23 protein-coding genes are annotated in these 14,576 nt (G+C 69.3%); 8 read left to right on the plus strand and 15 right to left on the minus strand.

The features are described from left to right. Positions 1–296: 296 nt before the first annotated feature. The 8 genes from J2851_RS33160 to J2851_RS33190 form a co-directional block, all read right to left on the minus strand. Complete coding sequence (locus J2851_RS33160) at positions 297–950, minus strand: AAA family ATPase (protein ID WP_209772580.1); 654 nt, start codon at positions 948–950, stop codon at positions 297–299. Continuing rightward, positions 947–1,180 (minus strand): chromosome partitioning protein ParB, encoded by a 234-nt coding sequence (locus J2851_RS33165; protein ID WP_209772583.1) that lies wholly within the window; start codon positions 1,178–1,180, stop codon positions 947–949. The genes J2851_RS33160 and J2851_RS33165 overlap by 4 nt, the downstream gene beginning before the upstream one ends. Next, entirely contained in the window at positions 1,177–1,815 is a 639-nt protein-coding gene (parA, locus tag J2851_RS33170) for a ParA family partition ATPase (protein ID WP_209772586.1), read from the minus strand. The genes J2851_RS33165 and parA overlap by 4 nt, the downstream gene beginning before the upstream one ends. After that, a complete protein-coding gene (locus J2851_RS33175) occupies positions 1,812–2,828 on the minus strand; it encodes a replication initiator protein A (RefSeq protein WP_209772589.1) in 1,017 nt (338 codons plus the stop codon). Before J2851_RS33175 ends, parA begins: the two co-directional genes overlap by 4 nt. Positions 2,829–2,840: 12 nt before the next feature. Next, positions 2,841–3,083, minus strand: a complete 243-nt coding sequence (locus J2851_RS33180) for a helix-turn-helix transcriptional regulator (protein WP_209772592.1) — start codon at positions 3,081–3,083, stop codon at positions 2,841–2,843. A 140-nt stretch (positions 3,084–3,223) separates the two neighbouring features. Beyond that, positions 3,224–3,727 (minus strand): DUF2285 domain-containing protein, encoded by a 504-nt coding sequence (locus J2851_RS33185; RefSeq protein ID WP_209772601.1) that lies wholly within the window; start codon positions 3,725–3,727, stop codon positions 3,224–3,226. Then, entirely contained in the window at positions 3,696–4,037 is a 342-nt protein-coding gene (locus J2851_RS36155) for a transcriptional regulator domain-containing protein (protein ID WP_343206629.1), read from the minus strand. Before J2851_RS36155 ends, J2851_RS33185 begins: the two co-directional genes overlap by 32 nt. A 174-nt stretch (positions 4,038–4,211) precedes the next feature. Then, positions 4,212–4,481 (minus strand): DNA -binding domain-containing protein, encoded by a 270-nt coding sequence (locus tag J2851_RS33190; RefSeq protein ID WP_209772603.1) that lies wholly within the window; start codon positions 4,479–4,481, stop codon positions 4,212–4,214. 113 nt (positions 4,482–4,594) lie between these two features. Between J2851_RS33190 and J2851_RS33195 the strand changes: the two genes are divergently transcribed. Beyond that, positions 4,595–4,867 carry a helix-turn-helix domain-containing protein gene (locus tag J2851_RS33195; RefSeq protein ID WP_209772605.1) on the plus strand — a complete coding sequence of 91 codons (273 nt, stop codon included), beginning with the start codon at positions 4,595–4,597 and terminating at the stop codon, positions 4,865–4,867. A gap of 592 nt (positions 4,868–5,459) precedes the next feature. Here J2851_RS33195 and J2851_RS33200 read toward each other — a convergent pair. Next, complete coding sequence (locus J2851_RS33200) at positions 5,460–5,636, minus strand: hypothetical protein (protein WP_209772607.1); 177 nt, start codon at positions 5,634–5,636, stop codon at positions 5,460–5,462. A 354-nt stretch (positions 5,637–5,990) separates the two neighbouring features. Next, complete coding sequence (locus J2851_RS33205; RefSeq protein WP_137106478.1) at positions 5,991–6,287, minus strand: DUF736 domain-containing protein; 297 nt, start codon at positions 6,285–6,287, stop codon at positions 5,991–5,993. Positions 6,288–6,740: 453 nt separating this feature from the next. Between J2851_RS33205 and J2851_RS33210 the strand changes: the two genes are divergently transcribed. Next, the gene (locus J2851_RS33210) at positions 6,741–6,941 is read left to right on the plus strand and encodes a helix-turn-helix domain-containing protein (protein ID WP_209772609.1); all 201 of its coding nucleotides are present in this window, start codon (positions 6,741–6,743) and stop codon (positions 6,939–6,941) included. Between the two features lie 414 nt (positions 6,942–7,355). Here the strand turns inward: J2851_RS33210 and J2851_RS33215 are convergent, their stop codons facing one another. Next, positions 7,356–7,643, minus strand: a complete 288-nt coding sequence (locus J2851_RS33215; RefSeq protein WP_209772611.1) for a helix-turn-helix domain-containing protein — start codon at positions 7,641–7,643, stop codon at positions 7,356–7,358. A 232-nt stretch (positions 7,644–7,875) separates the two neighbouring features. Between J2851_RS33215 and J2851_RS33220 the strand changes: the two genes are divergently transcribed. From J2851_RS33220 to J2851_RS33230, 3 genes are all read left to right on the plus strand, one after another. Further along, positions 7,876–8,118 (plus strand): hypothetical protein, encoded by a 243-nt coding sequence (locus tag J2851_RS33220; protein ID WP_209772613.1) that lies wholly within the window; start codon positions 7,876–7,878, stop codon positions 8,116–8,118. 349 nt (positions 8,119–8,467) lie between these two features. Continuing rightward, positions 8,468–8,773 carry a response regulator gene (locus J2851_RS33225; RefSeq protein ID WP_246501105.1) on the plus strand — a complete coding sequence of 102 codons (306 nt, stop codon included), beginning with the start codon at positions 8,468–8,470 and terminating at the stop codon, positions 8,771–8,773. Between the two features lie 128 nt (positions 8,774–8,901). Further along, on the plus strand, positions 8,902–9,306 hold the full coding sequence (locus J2851_RS33230) for a Ros/MucR family transcriptional regulator (protein WP_209772615.1): 405 nt from the start codon (positions 8,902–8,904) through the stop codon (positions 9,304–9,306). Between the two features lie 39 nt (positions 9,307–9,345). Here J2851_RS33230 and J2851_RS33235 read toward each other — a convergent pair whose 3' ends face one another. Both J2851_RS33235 and J2851_RS33240 read right to left on the minus strand, forming a co-directional pair. Further along, a complete protein-coding gene (locus J2851_RS33235; protein ID WP_209772624.1) occupies positions 9,346–11,277 on the minus strand; it encodes a bifunctional diguanylate cyclase/phosphodiesterase in 1,932 nt (643 codons plus the stop codon). Positions 11,278–11,382: 105 nt separating this feature from the next. Next, entirely contained in the window at positions 11,383–11,814 is a 432-nt protein-coding gene (locus J2851_RS33240) for a hypothetical protein (RefSeq protein ID WP_246501101.1), read from the minus strand. Positions 11,815–12,070: 256 nt separating this feature from the next. Here J2851_RS33240 and J2851_RS33245 point away from each other — a divergent pair, with 256 nt between their 5' ends. Continuing rightward, on the plus strand, positions 12,071–12,349 hold the full coding sequence (locus J2851_RS33245) for a transcriptional regulator (RefSeq protein WP_307420866.1): 279 nt from the start codon (positions 12,071–12,073) through the stop codon (positions 12,347–12,349). Here J2851_RS33245 and J2851_RS33250 read toward each other — a convergent pair. Next, positions 12,342–12,791 carry a helix-turn-helix domain-containing protein gene (locus tag J2851_RS33250; RefSeq protein ID WP_209772626.1) on the minus strand — a complete coding sequence of 150 codons (450 nt, stop codon included), beginning with the start codon at positions 12,789–12,791 and terminating at the stop codon, positions 12,342–12,344. The two genes, J2851_RS33245 and J2851_RS33250, sit on opposite strands and share 8 nt — an antisense overlap. 155 nt (positions 12,792–12,946) lie before the next feature. On the opposite strand from J2851_RS33250, the gene J2851_RS33255 reads away from it, so the two are divergent. Next, positions 12,947–13,159, plus strand: coding sequence for a helix-turn-helix domain-containing protein (locus J2851_RS33255; RefSeq protein ID WP_209772628.1), 213 nt, complete (start codon positions 12,947–12,949; stop codon positions 13,157–13,159). 173 nt (positions 13,160–13,332) lie between these two features. Here the strand turns inward: J2851_RS33255 and J2851_RS33260 are convergent, their stop codons facing one another. Beyond that, the gene (locus J2851_RS33260) at positions 13,333–13,971 is read right to left on the minus strand and encodes a hypothetical protein (RefSeq protein WP_209772631.1); all 639 of its coding nucleotides are present in this window, start codon (positions 13,969–13,971) and stop codon (positions 13,333–13,335) included. Between the two features lie 221 nt (positions 13,972–14,192). Between J2851_RS33260 and J2851_RS33265 the strand changes: the two genes are divergently transcribed. Further along, the gene (locus J2851_RS33265; RefSeq protein ID WP_209772634.1) at positions 14,193–14,462 is read left to right on the plus strand and encodes a helix-turn-helix transcriptional regulator; all 270 of its coding nucleotides are present in this window, start codon (positions 14,193–14,195) and stop codon (positions 14,460–14,462) included. Positions 14,463–14,576 lie beyond the last annotated feature (114 nt).

Below are 14,576 nucleotides of genomic sequence, written 5' to 3' on the forward strand. Positions count from 1 at the left end.
ACGATGCAGAGAAAGCCGCTATATGACCAGAATTCAAAGGGATTATCGGGATTTCAAAGGACAGGTTCGCCAATGTTCGCCCAGTAAAGCGCGTACACAGGAAAACTATAAGGAAATCAACGGCCACGAACGACGGCGAACCGCCCCTTTATCTTGCTGACCGTTGATTTCTCTTCTTCCGCATGCCCTCACGAAAGCCCGCCGAAGCTTGGACACACTGTCCGATTTCCTGTCTTTGCGCGCCGTTGTGCGAATGTCTTCGCTCCGGGGGCAAAGCAGGCCGCCGCCCTGCCCGATCAGCCCGCCACCGGGACCGATCCCAGGCCGAAGACCTCCGAGACGAGGCCGCGGACATCGGCCTCGGCCCGCCCGGCCATCTCCAGCTCCGGCACCAGCAGCCCGGTGCTCCGGCTCGTCGCGAAGGCCAGCCGCTGCCGCACCACCGCCGCCGACACCGGCAGACGCAGCCCCAGCACCCTCGCCTCGGTGCCCGGTTCGACCAGCAGCCCCTCCGGCGCCCGGGTCAGCACCAGCGACGCACTGAGCATTGGCTCAGCCGCCAGCGCCTCGACGACCAGCTGCATCGTGGCGGCACAGCGCCCCACCGCCTCCCGGTCCGGCAGCGTCGGCACCAGCACGGTCTCCGCCGCCAGCAGGGCCGCCCGCACCGCTGCCGGCGAACGGGCCGGGGTGTTGATGACCACATGGTCGAAGCTGGTGCCCAGCCCCCACAGCCCGCAGCGCAGCTGGGCGCTGGTGATCGTGACGGTGTCGAACAGGGCCGGCAGGTCGTTGCGTCGGCGCATCCCCGCCCACTCCCGCACGCCCGAGGCGCCATCGACGTCGAGCAGCGCCACCCGCTTGCCCTGCAAGGCCAGCTCGCCGGCCAGGTTGACCGCCAGCGTGGTGCGGCCCACCCCCGGCGCCAGGTTGACCAGGGCGGCGATCATGCCCCCTCCTCCCCGGCGAAGCGAGTTTCCAGCAGCTCGCGCAGCAGCGCCGCCATGGTGACGCCCCGGCGGAAGGCGGCGATCCTGATCCGCCCGCGCAGCTCCGGCGTGATGTCCACCGTCAGCCGCGCGGTGTAGACCTCCGCCTTGGCCGGCCCGCCCTCGCCCCGGCGCACCCAGGCGTCGGGCGCACCGGGACGGGCGCCGAAGCCGATCCGCTCCCCGCTCATGGCCCGGTCCCCAGCAGCTCGGCGGCCAGGGCCGCGATCTCCAGCGCCGCCGTGGAGCCCGGTTCGCTCTCGAAGGCCAGCCGGCCGGAGCGGACACAGCGGGCGAAGACGACGCGCTGGCCGACCGACGTCGCCATCGCCGGCGGCACCACCCCGGCCAGCTCGCGACGGGCATCGGCCAGCAGCCGGGTGCGGGCGATGCAGCGGTTCAGCAGAAAGCGCGCGGTCAGGTCCGGTTTCCAGCCGCGCGCCTCGTCGAGCAGGCGCAGCAGCTCGGCCGAGGCCCAGGCGTCGAACGGGCTGGGCTGCACCGGGATCAGCACCCGCTCGGCAGTCAGGATCGCCGAGCGCGCCAGCGCCGTCACCCGCGGCGGCCCGTCGATCACCACGTGCTCGACCCCGGAGGCCAGGTCGGGCACCTCGCGGTGCAGCGTCTCGCGCGCCAGCCCGACCATGGCGAACAGCCGGGGCAGCCCCTCGCGGTTGCGCTGCTCGGCCCAGTCGAGCGCCGAGCCCTGGGGGTCGGCGTCGATCAGCAGTACGCGATGGCCACGCCGGGTCAGCTCGCCGGCGAGGTGGAGGGCGAGCGTCGTCTTGCCGACGCCGCCCTTCTGGTTGAGGAAGGCCACGATCATCGCGGCGCCCTCCCCGCTCCGGAGGACTTATCCACAGGCGGAGGAGTCGAGGAGTCAGCCGCCAAGAGTCTGTTATTGTTTAAGTTATATAAGTTATAGGGGCGAATCGGTGAGGCGGAACAAGGGCTTGACTCCGAGTCGGGGTGGTGTTCCCCCGCGACTCGGCATGGTGATCTCCCGTTTTCCGATAGATATGATGTCCCGACATCATTCACAGGTTGTCCACAGGGGGCTGTGGACAGGTTCGCCAAGGGTCGCGCTCGGGAGAACAGCAGGCGCTCCTCGCCACCGCCCCGCTCGATGGACAGCCGATAGCCCGGCAGGCCGATGGACGCGATCCGCCGGATGTGGCGGGCGAACTCGGCCGGGCGCACCGGACTGCCGCTGCGGGCGTGCAGGCGGCGCACCCCGATGGCGCCGCCGCCGCGCTGCCGGCCGCCCATCTTGCGCACCAGCCGGTACAGCCAGCGCGCCACCCCGCCGGTGAGGTCGAAATAGCCGGGATCCAGCGTCAGCACGCGGCGCTCACACACCGCCGCGAACAGCCAGTCCGGCAGCGTCAGGCGGACGCCGGCCCCGGTCGGCTCCCACCCGTCGAGCCAGCGGAAGCGGGCCGGTCCCTGCGGACCGGCGCGCAGCGTGGTCTCGACGCGGGTGGCCGCCAGACGGTCGAAGGCGGCGCGCAGCAGCGCGTAGTCGTGCCGGCCGACGCCGCGACCGAGGAAGCGCAGAAGCTGATACGCCGGGGTTTCCAGATGCCGGCTGGGCGTCCGGCCGGCGTCGAGGGCCTCGGTCAGCTGGCTTGCCGCCCAGACCAGCACGTCGGCGTCCCAGAGGGTGGCGATGCCGAGGTCGCCGGCCGGCTCGACCCGGATGCGCACCGCCCCCTGCTCGAAGGTGATGGGCGCGTGGCGTGGGGATTTGGCGAGGCTGAACCACGGCCAGACCATCAGGTCGGCCACGTCGCGCAACGCGATGTCGGTGCGGCGGGCGGGAAAGCGAGGGTCGTCCATACTCCCCTCCCCTCAGCGGCGGGCCGGCCGCACGGCGCTGGCGCCGGGGTCGGAGGTGGAGGTGCGCAGGCCGCGGTCGGCCCAGGCCTTCAGGTCGTCGAGCGCGTAGACCACGCGCCCGCCGATCTTGCGGTAGCGCGGGCCGGTGCCGTAGACGCGGTGCTTCTCCAGCGTCCGGCCGGACAGGCCGAGGAAGCGCCCGGCCTCGGCCGTGCGCAGGAAACGTTGCGGCAGGTCGTCGGTGCTGTCGTGCATGGTCGAGCCTCCGTGTTCCGGAGCGCGCCGCCGGGAGCGGCGGTGCGCGATGGCGGAAGGCTCGCGGAAACACGAAAGCGCCGGGGAGGGGAAAGATCGGAGGGGCCGGAGTCCCCCGGCCCCTCCCTCCCCGGAGCGGTCTACCGCTGGCCGCGCCCGAGGCGGCCGGCCAGCAGCTCGCGGTAGCCGCCGGCCATCAGCCGCCGCCCGCGGCGGACCAGATAGCGGACCTGGTCGCGCAGGGGGCTGGAGCGGAACCAGTCGGCCGCCACCCGCCGCTCGCCGAACACCGCCTCGGCGGTGTCGCGCAGGCTGGCGCCGGCCAGGGCGGCGTCGAGCGCCTGCAGGGCGTGGCGCAGCAGGCCGGTCTGGGTGGGCGTCAGCTCGGGCATCGGCGGCCGGCCCGCCATCAGCGCCGCCAGCCGCTCGATCCCGGCGACCTGTGGCGCCCGCGGCCGGTCGAACGCCACGGTGGCCCACAACGGCGTCCCCGGTGGCGGCAGGTCGGGCGCCAGGACCAGGAAGCGCCGCTCGCGGGCGCCGTCGGCGATCACCACGTGGAAACCGTCCGGCGTCGGCAACACGGCCCGCCGCCCCGGCCCGGCCAGCGGGTCAGCGTCCGGAGCCACGGGGATCGGCTGCATGGGAACCGGAATCAGCCGCACCAGGTCCGGCAGCAGGTCCGGCGTCCAGAAGATCGCCGTGTCGTGGGCGGTCCGGTCCGGGTCCTCGGCGAAAGGACAACCCCCAGCGCCGGCCCACGGCGGCGTGTTCCGCCGAGCGCGGTACGGCGGCCCGCGTCGCGGCCCTGTACTCGGGATTGCGGCGCAGGAACTCCCACGCCCAGCCCGCCACCGGCAGCGCTGCCGTGTCGGCGTAGGCGGCGGCGGACCGCCAGTCTCTCGTGCCTGTCATGAAACCGTCCTCGTCGTGGATGAAGGGACGGATGCGCATCCAAACGCTCAGGTTGCGAAGCGCCAAACGCACCGGTAGGCCGGTGCGGCGTATCGGGGGGTCGATGCAACCGGCACACCCCGATCGAAAGGGGTGGAAGCGCTTGATCGGACAGGAAAAGAGCCGCCCAGCCGGTGTTCAGCGATGCCGGACGGGTGGGATGGCGATGACGGCTTAATTCGAAACGAGCAGGTGGCGGTAGCCGCTTTCGGTCATCCAGCGGGCGCGGGCGAGATGGCTGGCGTGGGCACGCCGGGCGCGCTCGGGCTCCTCGTCCGGGTCGATGCGCAGCACAATCCGGGCGACCTCGTCGGGGTCGGCGCCGTCCGCCGCGGCGTCGAGAAGGCGCAGGTAGGTGACCAGATGCAGCCGGTCGTAGTCGGTCAGCGTTTCGCCGGTGGGCGCTACGTCGAACACCGGCGCGTCGATGCGCGGCTTCCTCATGCGCAGGCTCCTTTCCCTTCGGTGTTGGAGACCACCCGTCGGCCATGGGCCGACGACCGAATGGTATATGTATCCCGTGGCGACTTTTCCCTCAATGGGGCTCCATCCTGGCGATGGAGGACCTTCCCGACATACTGGCCGCGAACATCCGGCGCCTGCGGCGTGAGCGCGCCATCACGCAGGAGGAGCTCGCCCATATCTCGGGCATCGACCGCAGCTACGTCGGCCAGATCGAGCGGGCCGAGCACAAGGCGAGCGTGGTGACGCTCGGCCGGCTGGCGCGGGCGCTGAAGGTGCTCCCCGGCGATCTGCTGGCGCTGCCCCCCGATCACCCCTTCCTCTCCGAACTGGCCGGCCCCACCCAAGACGGTGACGGCGGTGCGTGACGACATACGTGGGCAGGACGCCACATTTCCGCCACCATTGCTTTTGGGGCGAAAGAGTTGGCGATGCCAACGATTTCCGGGAGAGGTGCGAGACTTTTTTGGCGTATGCCAGTCAATCCGGGCAGTGGCCGGGAGTGCATTCCCGTGTTCACGGCGATCCGGAGTCCCGGATCGGCGGACAGCCGGACATCCGGATCGCCGGTTCTCCGTAAATCCGGGTAGGAAGGAGCTGCGCGCCCGATGGCGGCGACCGGTGGAGATGGAGGAGAATCACTGGCGCACCGCCGGACAGATGGATGGCCGATGTGTGCGACGGCAGGCCGGTCGAACTGGCCGTCGATGCGGCCGGCATCGTGCCGTGCACCCTCTGCGCATGGGTCCGACGCCACATCAGCGCGCCACGACGTCGAGCTGCTTATGCGCCAGTCGCAAAATAAAGGGCCACCAGTCGCACGGTTAGGGGCCATGTTCGCAGAATTATGGGGCCGACTGCTGATTTATCGGCCCCGCTCGCGTCTTTGGGAGCCGACGACACCAGCAGGCGGCCTCCGGCCGCGCAACGAGCCTCCTGGCCACGACGCACGACGCCGCCTCAGGCGGGCGACGCCTCCTTGACGAACACCAGCGCGTCGGTGGCGCGGTCCATCCTCGCCTGCCGGGCGAGGAGGCGGTCCAGTTCGGCCCGGGCCTGGGCGCGTTCGCGGCGGGTCAGGGCACAGGACGCCAGCTCGGCCCGCAGTTCCCGGACTTGGTCGTGGATGGTGAGCATCGGTCCCTCCTCTGGTTTTGAAGACGAGGGGGCGTCACGATGCCGGGGCGGTCCGGGTCGAGGATCGCCGCAGGCGACCGGCGTGCCGGCGAGCGGTCCCCCCAAAAGGCGCAGCCTTTTGGGGGGACCGCTCGTCCTCGAGGCGGGCCGCCCCGGCATGGTAGGCTGGGACGTCCGAAGAGACAGACGGACTTTCGGGAGCACAGGGGCCTCCCCGTCTCGCCCCGCCCCCCAGTCGCACGGCAATCACGGCCATCATGAGCCGCGGCGGTCGCTTGTCGCATTCCAGCACGTCCGTTGTGGCCCGGAGCCGGCCGCGGCGCTCGGATGGAGCGCCGCAACCGGTGGCCGGCCTCAGCGGGACCAGATCAGGGCGTAGCCGCCGTCGACCTCGACCAGGCTGGCGTAGATCGGAGCCGGGAAGCTGGGGTCGTCCAGCTTGACCGAGTGGTAGTCGCGGCCGGTCTCCTTGGCGGTCTTGCGCCACCCGGCACCGATCTCGATCCCGTTGCTCTGGGCGCGCAGGTCGGGAGCCTTGTCGCTGTCCTTCGCGGCCGGGACGAAGCGGGCCTTGATGTTGAGGGTGAGCGTCTTGATGGTGCCGGTGAAGGAGCCGTCGTCGTTGCGGGTGAAGGTGCCGATCTGAGCCATGATCCTCTCCTGCGGGGTTCGACCGCGACCACCGCGGCCTTGATGGCGATCACAAGGGCGCCGGGCGACCGGCCCGCACCCGCAAGGGCCGCAGCGCAGCGGAGGACGGCCAGGGGCCGGGCTTCTTGCCTCGCGAGGAAGCCGCGCACAGGCGCAGCCGAGCACGGCGGGGAAGAAGGCCGGCCCCCGGCCGTTGCGGGATCGAGGTCGGGCTGCTCCGCAGCCACACCCGGCGTCAGGGTCGCCAGCAGGAAAGGCCGCCGTGGTCGAGCCGCGAGCCGTTCAGCCGGAGACAACACCGCTCACGGCGCCGCAGCGCAATGCCGGATGCAACCGTGCCGGAAATAGCCGCGTTTCCCAGTCACATGGCCTCGGTCCGGGAGAAGGACCATCAACAGCTCCCACCCGCCGTGATAGCGTCGCCCGATGGAGCGGTTGGGCGGAGATGGATGCATGACCCCGGAGCGGTGCCGGCTCTTCCGGCGTGAGCTGGGATGGTCGCAGGAGGCTCTCGCCGAGAAAGCGACGCTGTCGGTGTCGGCGGTGCGCGCCTTCGAACTCGGCAGGGGCTCGTCGCGGGGCTACGTGCCGGGCAGCCTCCGGCGGGCCTTCGAAGCCGCGGGCGTCCGCATGGACAGCGACGAAGCCCCATGAACCACTGCGGCGATCAGGAGTTGAAACTTCCTGGCACGGGAGACGGCCGGCGGCGGATGATCGCCACGGGAAAGCGCCAAAGATTGACGGTGATGATCGTCGTCGGGGGCTCCTGACGTTCCCGCCGTGGTTGGAGTCGCCCTGCACCCGGAAGCGGCTCCTGCCGTCGCCAGCCTTGCAGGAGGAAGGCACGTCGCGGGAGATGCGCCAGGGATCGACGGTCGTCAGACTCGAGACTCCGCAGGAGGCTCGATTCACGAGAGCCCGGCGCGCGGGCTCGTCCGCGCGGGCGCCAGTTTCATTTGTAACGAAGGACCGCGGCACCCTTTGAGACAGCAGGAGCGGCAGCTGGGACACGATCAAGCGCGTTCTCGTGGGCCATCGCGGAACGCATCCCGAAGAACCATGAGCGGGTCAACCATGCTTTTGCCGCGACGGACTGGACACGTCCTGCTGCGCGGCCGGCATGCCTTCCGGCTGATCGACCAGCATGACGCCAAGCCCGCGGGCCGACGACAGGAAGATGACGCCGTGCTCCTCCAGCGCCTTGCGCACGGCATCACGGGTCGTGTCCCGCACATCAAGGCGGTCCGACTCCAGCCGCTTCAGGGCGGTCAAGGCGACCAGAGCCGTATCCGCCAGCGTCTCCTGGGTCCAGCCGAGGAGCGCCCGTGCCGCCCGTATTTGCCTGGGTGTGATCATTGCAGATCACATTCCCGATGCTCGCGCCCGCCGCTACAAAAACGACTATTTTAGTCGCATCAGAGGCCTGAAGGGGATACACTCTCCGGCTGCAGCGATCCGCCGCCTTTTCCCGGCCGCAGGGTGGCGAGGGAGGGGCCGCATCGCCGTCCCGCCTCGTCACCGGCCTTGTCCAGCCGCGCGCGGCGACAAACGCCTGGGAAAAGCCGACAACGGTGTGGAGGACAGGGCGATGCGGCGTGTCTGGGAATTGGCCGCCTTGGTGACGCGCTACGACCGGTGCATGAACGACGGCGACGCCTTGACGCCCACCGACCTGCCCGCCGCGGTGGAGAGCTATTGGCAGGCGGCGGCCATCAAGGAGCTGATCTACGACGAGACGGCGCGCTTCGGCGTGCCCCTGCCGTACACCGGCTGCTGGCAGGGCGATCTGCGGACCGTGCAGGCCTTCATTGCCGGAGGCGGCTGGCAGTAGATGGCCGAAACCTCTCATCACTTTCTTTTCCCAACGCCTCGCTCCATGCAGACCACGGCCCGGTCGAACCGACACCTCTGCCGGATGTATCGGCTCAAAACGATGGTGCGTTGCTCGCCGTCCTCCGGCGAGACCGCGGCGAGACGGTGTTCGGCGGTGTCCTGGCGGCGCTCAATGGTCGGCCCGAACGGGGGTGACGCGGTGACCGCCGGCGTGCGGCCGGCGTGCAGCCGGCGCGGAATATCATACGCGGATAAGCATGAGGACAACCACCATGGCCAGCGATACACCCGTCCATGTCCTCGTCGCCGACGACGAGGTGCTGGTCGCCTAGGCGCTGCGTTCCATCCTGGAAGAGGCCGGCTACCGGGTCACCGTCGCCCACGATGGCGAGCAAGCGCTCGCCCTTCAGGCCAGGGATCCCGCCGACGTGCTGCTGACCGATCTCCAGATGCCCCGCCTGGACGGGCAGGGATTGATCCGCGTGCTGCGGGCCGAGCACCCCATGTTGCCGGTGATCGTGATGACGGGCGCCCCCGACCCCAGCAGCTTCGCGGACCTGCGCGGCGCGGCGGCCGGCACCATTATCATGGTCAAGCCGGTCGGCCCCCAACCGGTTCTGACAGCCCTCCGAAACCTGCTTGGGGTGCGGTGACCGCATCGGGGGCCGGTGTGCCGGCAAGATGATCGAGAACCACACAGCCACTATGAAATTGTGGATTCTTGGCTGCCGGAACCGTTCCATACCGTCCCGTGCAACGCCAACGCGGAGCGTTCCGAACCATGACCGATGTGATCACACAGACTGCCAGGATCGTGGCCGCTTATGTCCGAAACCACCCTGTCGGCGTGGATGAGGTGCCGCTCCTGATCGCGACCGTACGCGGGATCCTGGAAACCCTTGGTACGCCCGAGGAACCGCGGCACGTTGAACGGAAGCCGGCGGTGCCGATCCGCCGCTCGGTGACGCCCGACTGCATCGTCTGCCTGGAAGACGGCAAGAGGCTGAAGATGCTGAAACGCCACCTGCGAACCGTCTACGGCATGACGCCGGAGGAGTACCGGGCGCGCTGGAACCTGCCGGACAACTATCCGATGACCGCTCCGAACTACGCGGCGGCCCGCTCCGCGTTCGCCAAGGCGCGGGGGCTCGGCCGAACCGGCCGGCGACCGAAGAACGCAGGGTGAAGGCGTCGCCGGAACAGGCGACGGGTCGGCGGCGGCTGATCAGGCCGCACCGCTGCCGCAAGCGGGATGTGAAGCATCCCCGCATCCCTGAAGCACCACCCGGTTCTTGCCGGTGCGCTTTGCCTCGTACAGCGCGACGTCCGCCTGCCGGATCGCCTCCTCGGGCTCCAGCGCGGCGGCCGCCCACACCGATACGCCGGCCGAGCAGCCGACCCGCACGGGCCGGCCGGCGATGACCGCACTCTGCCCCACCGTCGCGACGATGCGCTCGGCCAGGGCCAGCGTGCCGCATGCCGTCCCGCAGGCCGACGGAACCAGCACGGCGAACTCGTCGCCGCCCAGCCGCGCCACGAAATCGCCGTCGCGCAGGCAACTCCGGAGCCGGCCGGCGACGATCCGCAGCAGCTCGTCGCCTGCGGGGTGCCCCAGCGTGTCGTTGACCGCCTTGAAGTCGTCGAGGTCGAGCAGCATCACTGCCTGCCGGGCGCCGTCCGCCGCCGCCCCGGTCAAAGCCGTCAGGCGCTCGGTCAGGTAGGCGCGGTTCGGCAACCCGGTCAGCGGGTCGTGGTTGGCGGCGTACCGGGCGCGGTCCTTCTCCGCCTCGGCCGCCCGGTGGGCGGCCTGCACCAGCAGTTCGCGCTCCCGGCGCTCGGTCACGTCGGTCATCATGCCGACCATGCGCAGCGGCTCCCCGTCGGCACCGAACTGCGCCCGGCCGCGGACGAACAGCCAGCGCCAGGAGCCGTCCTTGTGGCGCACGCGACATTCGGCCTCGACCTGCTCCGACCGCCGCTCCAGGTGCGCCTGCACGGCGGCCCGGAGGACCGGGCCGTCGTCCGGGTGCAGGAGGTCCCAGAACTCCCGCGAGTCGTCGCCCATCTCGTGGTCGGCCAAGCCGTACAGCGCCTTCATCCGGGCCGTCCGGCGGACCTTGTTGGTGCGGAGATCCCAATCCCAGATGCCGTCCGCCGTGGCGGCCACCGCCATGTCGAAGCGCTCCTCGCTTTCGCGTACGGCCCGCAGCGCGTCGCGCAGGGCGTCGGCCTCGCGGCGCGCGGCGCGCAGGACGAGGACGCTGAGCGCCAGGCTGAGCGCCACGCCGCCGCCGCCCACCGCCCAGACCAGCAGGGTCCGCGACCACCAGGGGGCGAACAGCGCGTCCAGCGGCCGGCCGGCGATCACCACCAGCCCCTCCGGGTCGAGGCGGCGGAAGGCGTACAGGCGCGCGACCCCGTCGATCGGGGAAACGTGTTCATAGACCCCCGCCTCCTCGGTCAAGCGCTCATGAACATAAGAGCCCTCCGGCCAGCCCTTGGGCGGCTCGGCGGCGGGCAGCGGAGCACGCACGACGACATCGCCGTTCAGCTTCCGGATGGCGACCGAGGCGTTCTCATCGCCGGCGATGCGGCGGTAGAAGTCGGCGAACCGGTCGGCAGGCACCCCGGCCACCACGATGCCGCGGAAGGTGCCGGAGGGATCCTCCAGGCGCCGGGACACGACGAAGAAGAAGCCGCCGGTCACCCGCCCCCAGATGAGCGGGCTGAGGAACAGCCGCTCGCCGGCCCTGGCCGCCTGGAAATACTCCCGGTCCGCCACGCTGAGGCGGCCCAGCCTCTCCTCGGCGGTGGAGAACACCGCGTCGCCGCGCTCATCGTACACCCACAGGGAATCGACACCGTCGGCGTCCCGAAGCATCGCCCGTAGGGCCTCCCGGTCGGCATCCGCCGCTTCGGGGGTCGGCAGCGGCCGGCCGGCGAAATGGTCAGCGACCCGCCCGAGCAGCATGACGTCGGTCCGGATCACCGCCCGGACGTGCTCGGCCACCAGGATGGTGCGCTGGTCCAGCTCCCGCTCCGCGTGCAGGCGGGTGGTCCGGTGATCGATGATGATGGTGGCGCTCACGGCGATGATGGTGACGGCGACCGCCGATCCGACCAGCGCGGCAACGAGGCTTCGTATGTTGGCCGTCAAAGGATCCTGACTCTCGCGCCCGAACATGATTCCTATGGTTGCGGACCTTATCCGGTTTTCTCTTGGAGATCACTTGCCGAAGACGCGGAGGAGGCACGAAGCACGCTACGCTTCCTTTGCGGTCAGCGCGGTCAGGTCGGCGAGAACGCCGCGGATGAAGTCCCAGGGATAGCCGTCGGCGTCGGGTTCCAGCTCGCTCCATTCGGTGGCGATGGCGAGCTTGGCGATCACGCCGGGGATCGACCGTGCGGGCGTGCGGGACGCGGTCCGGAGCAACTCGTCCACCCGCCGGTCGGCGGCGGCCTCCCGCTCCATGGCACTGGTGAGACCGACCGCCACCGCCTCGGCGTCCCAGCGCGCCTGCGCGGCGGCAAGGTCGCGCTTCAGCCGTCGGCGCAGGGAGCGGGTGGCCGGTGCTGTCCCCAGCACCCGGTCGATCTGGCGGGCGTCCGTGGCGACGACCGAAGGGCGCCCCGGGCCATCGAGGGGGATCTCGACACGGGGAAAGCCGATCTTCTCGGCCAATTCCCGTTCCAAGCGCTGAGCCTCGTGGCACAGCCGCTGCGAGGAGGCAAAGGTTTCTCGCCAATCCTTCCAGAGCAGGATGAGTGGGTCGGTGTCCTGACTCTCTCTCAAAGTAGAGGTCAGTAGACGAGCAGCGGCAGCGATGCTCCCTCTCCGGGATGCGCGACTCATCTTCGGCGCTCGCGTCCTTGGAGACACGTCACCTCCTTTGCGGCTTTCGACGCAACTGATATGATGCAAAATGACATTGATAATGACACCACAAAAAATGACTGATGCCAAGAATAATGTTATTTCCCCCGCGCAATGTCGTGCTGGGCGGGCTTTGGTGCGGATGAACCAGCAGAGCCTTGCGCAGGCTGCGGAGGTTTCGACGAAGACCGTAGCCGACTTTGAGCGGGAGATTGAGCGCCAGCTCAATGTCCGGACCCTGCGCGCGATCCGTGCCGCGCTGGAGGCTGCCGGCGTGGAGTTCATCCCAGAGAACGGCAGCGGTGAAGGGGTTCGGTTCAAGAAGGATCGGCCGCAGGAGACGAACGTCATTTGACCACGCCCTCGACCGCGCCCACCGTCGCCTTGACCAAATCGAAGATCCCCCGGCGCACGCGCGTGTCCTTGATCCGGTAGTAGCATTTCACCAGTTCCAGCGTCTCCCGCCGCCCCATCGGTGGCGTTTCGAGATCGGGCGGCTCAGAGGCACGGGGCGCCGCATCCGGCATATCGTCGAAGAAGAAGCTGACCGGCACGTCGAGCACATCCGCCAACTGCCAGAGCCGTGACGCGGCGATGCCGTTGGCGCCGTGCTCGTACTTCTGGATTTGTTGGAAGGTCAGGCCGACCCTCCGGCCCAGTTCGGTCTGTGACAGGCCGAGCAGCGTGCGGCGCAGCCGCAGCCGTCCACCCACGTGGGTATCCACCGTGTCCAAGCCGGTCCCAGCCTTCGGCCTGCGACCACGCCCTTTGTGTCTCGCCTCTGATACGACGTCCATGAAGTCTACTCCTGCATCGCGCCTTCGGCTACGGGATGCGACCATGCCCTTTCTCGCGTGCCGGCTGTGCAGCATGGACCGTAGCGCGCATGCTCTCAAGAAAATGTTACTCATAGTCTGTAGACCAATAGGCTACACGCGGGCTAGCTGCCCGGATGGATATCCGCAAGCAGGTCGGGCTCAACGTTCAGCGGATCAGGCGCACGCGCGGCTGGTCGCAGGAGGAGCTCGCCTTCGAGTCGGGGCTGCACCGCACCTACATCAGCGGCATCGAGCGCGGCGCCCGCAACCCGACGATCACGGTGCTGAAGGAATTGGCCGACGCGCTCGGTGTCCCACCGTCCATGTTGCTGGAGCCGGCAGCATAGAAGCACTCTGAACAGCCATAGTGCAATGCGCCCTGGAAAGTCTGGCAGTACGGCAATTTGTTTCTCAGACTGCGCGGCGGTACGCCCGACCTTCGTCACGATGGCGGTATTCCATTTTCATCCTGATTAACGCCGTGCTCATTGTGATTGTCGCGCCATGGTCGGCAACCGGCTCAGCCGGGCGGCGCTGGATTCTGGAGTTCCGCTGCCAGGGTAACGAGGTCGGACAACACGCCGCGCAGAAACGGCCAGGGAAGATCGTCGCCCTCCGGTTCCCGCTCTCCCCATTGCTCGATGACGGCGAGCTTGGCGATCGCGCCCATCAGCGAGTGGGCCGGCGTCGCGGCGGCGATGCGCAGCAGTTCATCGACGCGGCGGTCGGCGGCAACCTCCGACCGGATGGCCTCCGTGAGCCCACAGGCAGCGGCTTCGGCGTTCCAACGGGCACGCGCCGCCCCCAGAGCGCGTTTCAGGCGGCGGCGTTGCGCCAATGTCGCCGGGGCCGTGCCCAGCACCCGGTCGATCTGGCGCGGATCCGTTGCCCGGACCATCGGCCGTCCAGGATCGTTCATCGGTATCTCGACGGCCGGCAAGCCGATGCGGTCGATCAGTTGACGTTCCAGCCGCTGCGACTCACGGCAGAGTCGCTCCGACAGAGGAAAGGCGGCCCGCCATTCCCTCCAGAGAACGAGGAGAGGCTCCGCGGCATTCCCATCCAGGGCAGCGTCCAGGACCTGGGTCGCCGCGGACAGGGTGGCGCGGCGGCCCGCCTTGCTCGTCCTTGCTCTTGGCGTGCGTGATTCCCGTGGCACGGTCGCTCCTCCCCATTCCGGCTGGGTCAGCCAGTGTCGCTTCGGCGCCCGACTCGCACAAAGGCTCGGGCCTGCCGGCCAGGGCACCCGCGGCATGCCTAAGCGAAGCAAAGCTTCCGACATCTCCATTCAAGTGCGTATTTTGCGCACCTATGCGTATTACACGCAAGCGTATTTTTCGTTTCCTTGCGCTTTCTGCGCACCCGCTTACCATCCGGCACATGAACCTGACGCCCGCCCAATGCCGCGCCGCCCGCGGTCTGGTGAACATGACCCAGCAGCAACTTGCCGAGGCGAGCGGCGTGAGCTTGCGCACCATCACGCATTTCGAGAAAGGTGGACGCACACCCATACCGGCCATTCTGCGGGCGCTGAAGGACACGCTCGAGACGGCTGGCGTTATCTTCATCCCCAGCAATGGCGAAGGTGTCGGCGTCCGCCTCCGCAAAGGCGCCGAGCCGCCGGCGGGGCTGAACCATAGTGGGAATTGAGGCGCACCAAACGCGCGCCCATTCCCGCCGTCACCCCGCCGGACCTACCGGCCGGTCGGATCGCCCCGGTCGCCACCGGTGCCATTGCCCACACGGACCACGTCCTGAGGCATA

The sequence above is a fragment of the Azospirillum rugosum genome (assembly GCF_017876155.1).
Taxonomy (GTDB): Bacteria; Pseudomonadota; Alphaproteobacteria; order Azospirillales; family Azospirillaceae; genus Azospirillum; species Azospirillum rugosum.